Consider the following 2231-nt stretch of genomic DNA (forward strand, 5'->3'; position numbering starts at 1 on the left):
ATGCAATTCGCTTGCGAGAAGAATGTCGCGGTGGCCGATTACCCAAAATTCAAGGCCTGGTGCGACGAGTACTTCTATCTGTCGCACCGCAACGAGCCGCGCGGCACCGGTGGCATCTTCTTCGACTGGCTGCATTCGGGTGAGGACAAGGGCGGCTGGAATGCCGATTTCAACTTCGTCCAGGATGTCGGCCGCGCTTTTCTCGTCGTCTACGGCCACCTTGTGCGCGCCAACTTCAACGAGAACTGGACCGATGGCGACCGTGACGAACAGCTCATCCGCCGCGGCCGCTACGTCGAATTCAATCTGCTTCACGATCGCGGCACCATATTCGGACTGAAGACCGGCGGCAATGTCGCCGCCATCCTCTCCAGCCTGCCGCCCGAGGTCCGCTGGCCGTAACAAAATGGTGAGCCCGGCGTGAGCCGCATTGATGTCCCATTCGCTCGAATTGGGCATGGAATGTGGCACACGGTGCGGCGAAAAATTTCTTTTTCGTCTAATAGGCTCTTGAAAAGACTGGTCTATTTGTGGCGCGGGGTCGGGAAGCGCCGGCGGTTCGCCTGCGCGCAATTTCAGAAGAGTGCGAAACGGCTTTCCGACCGGAATTGCGTCAAGACAAAGCGAGCCGCGACCCGACGCGACCGGACGGCCCAAGACGACGCGGGACATCTTCGTCAAAAAGATACCCGCCTTTCCAGGAGTACTTCGCAATGCGCAAGATCATTGTTTCGGCGGCCGCCGCTGCCCTTCTCGCTTCCGGTTCGGTGGCGTTCGCCGCCGTCAAGCACACCACCGGGACGATCAAGACCTTTGACACGACGGCCATGAGCCTGGTCCTCGACGATGGATCGTCTTTTACGCTTCCCAAGACCTTCAAGGATCCTGGCCTGCAGGTCGGTGAAAAGGTCCGTGTCTCATGGGACATGAGCGGCAAGAAAAAGATTGCCGAGGCTGTCAAGATCGCCAAGTGAAGGCCTGCCCGCCAAAACGGGACGAGACGAGGGCGGAGCGATGCTGCTCCGCCCTTTTGCCGTTGACGGCAACCAATACCACCCCATCTGTGTTATGCTTCTCACCCGTTCGCGGTCCGCGGTTTCAACCCTGGAACCGGACATGGGCCAAAAAAGTGCCGGAGCCTCGACCAGGCTCCACGGAGAAAAGGAGAAATCTCATGAAGGAATTTCACTGCGGGTCGCTCGTGCCCGGCTGTGACTGGCACACACGTGCCGACGAGGAAGCCGAGGTCATGCGCCGTGCCGTCGAGCACATGCGCGAGACACATGGTGAGACGGTCATCCGCGAGACGATGATCGAGGCGATCCGTTCGCGCATCGAAAAGACCCGCGACGCGGCCTGATCTACCCGGCCTGCAAGGCTTCGGCGGCGCGCTTGAGGAGCGCGTCGCGATCAGGGGCAAACCCGGCTTCGACCCATTCCGCTTCGAGATTCCTGAGGATTTCGCCGAGTTTCGGGCCTGGAGTTGCGCCGAGCGCCGTCAGATCGGCACCTTTCAGCGGAAACAACGGCTTTTCCCATTTGGTGGCGAAGCCAAGCAGGCGCGAAAAGCCACCGGCTTCGAGCAGCGCCTCATTGTCCTCGACGGCGCGCATCCTGGCTGCCGCAAGCGACAGCCGCAGACGGTCGACAAACCCCTGCCGGTCGCCGCGATAGAGCCTTTTTGCCAGTTCGCCCTCGGTCGTCTTCGGCTCGACGGCGGTGGCGAGCGCCCATTGGCGCAGGCGATCCGCTTCGGCGGTCGAGAGTTTGAGCCGCTCGGCGAGCGACTTCATGCGAGCGGCATCGGGCGGCACGATCGCTTCCAGTCTGAGCAGCGGGTCGGGTGCCCAGCCCAGATCCTTGCCGGCCTTGGCCAACCCATGGATGGCATCGATACCCCATTTCTCGCTTTCCGGCAGCGCCGCGGTCAAGACACCTGCCTGCCGCATCCAAAGCAGCGCCCGTGACGGATCGGGCGCCGACAAAAGTTTCTTCAGTTCCGACCAGATGCGCTCGGACGAAAGCTGGGCCAGCCCTTCCTTCAGACGGGCGCAGGCTTTCAGCCCCTCGGCGTCGGGCCGTCCGTCGCCGTACCAGGCGAAGAAGCGGAAGAAGCGCAGGATGCGCAGGTAGTCTTCGCGAATGCGCGCTTCCGGGTCGCCGATGAATCGCAGCCGGCGCGCCTCGATGTCGGCAATGCCGCCGACCAGGTCGACCACCTTGCCATCGGC

The 2231-nt window shown here is 62.1% G+C and carries 4 protein-coding genes; 3 read left to right on the forward strand and 1 reads right to left on the reverse strand.

The window, feature by feature from the left end; translation table 11 throughout:
* The 3 genes from EN879_RS32820 to EN879_RS32830 all read left to right on the forward strand — a co-directional run.
* Window positions 1-402 (forward strand): coproporphyrinogen III oxidase (locus EN879_RS32820; protein ID WP_127274554.1); only part of this gene is annotated, 402 nt, incomplete at its 5' end.
* A gap of 311 nt (window positions 403-713) precedes the next feature.
* Window positions 714-974: a DUF1344 domain-containing protein gene (locus EN879_RS32825; RefSeq protein ID WP_013529973.1), complete on the forward strand. Its 261-nt coding sequence runs from the start codon at window positions 714-716 to the stop codon at window positions 972-974.
* Between the two features lie 200 nt (window positions 975-1174).
* Complete coding sequence (locus EN879_RS32830) at window positions 1175-1360, forward strand: DUF1059 domain-containing protein (protein WP_013529972.1); 186 nt, start codon at window positions 1175-1177, stop codon at window positions 1358-1360.
* Between the two features lies 1 nt (window position 1361).
* Here the strand turns inward: EN879_RS32830 and EN879_RS32835 are convergent.
* The coding region (locus tag EN879_RS32835; protein ID WP_164774725.1) for a CCA tRNA nucleotidyltransferase at window positions 1362-2231 on the reverse strand (870 nt) is incomplete at its 5' end.

It is taken from the genome of Mesorhizobium sp. M7A.F.Ca.AU.002.02.1.1 (genome assembly GCF_003998535.1).
Lineage (GTDB): Bacteria > Pseudomonadota > Alphaproteobacteria > Rhizobiales > Rhizobiaceae > Mesorhizobium > Mesorhizobium ciceri.

Bases quoted from the DNA above. Each gene is read 5' to 3' on its own strand.
- EN879_RS32830 (WP_013529972.1), top strand. From the start codon at position 1,175: ATGAAGGAATTTCACTGCGGGTCGCTCGTGCCCGGCTGTGACTGGCAC.
- EN879_RS32825 (WP_013529973.1), top strand. From the start codon at position 714: ATGCGCAAGATCATTGTTTCGGCGGCCGCCGCTGCCCTTCTCGCTTCC.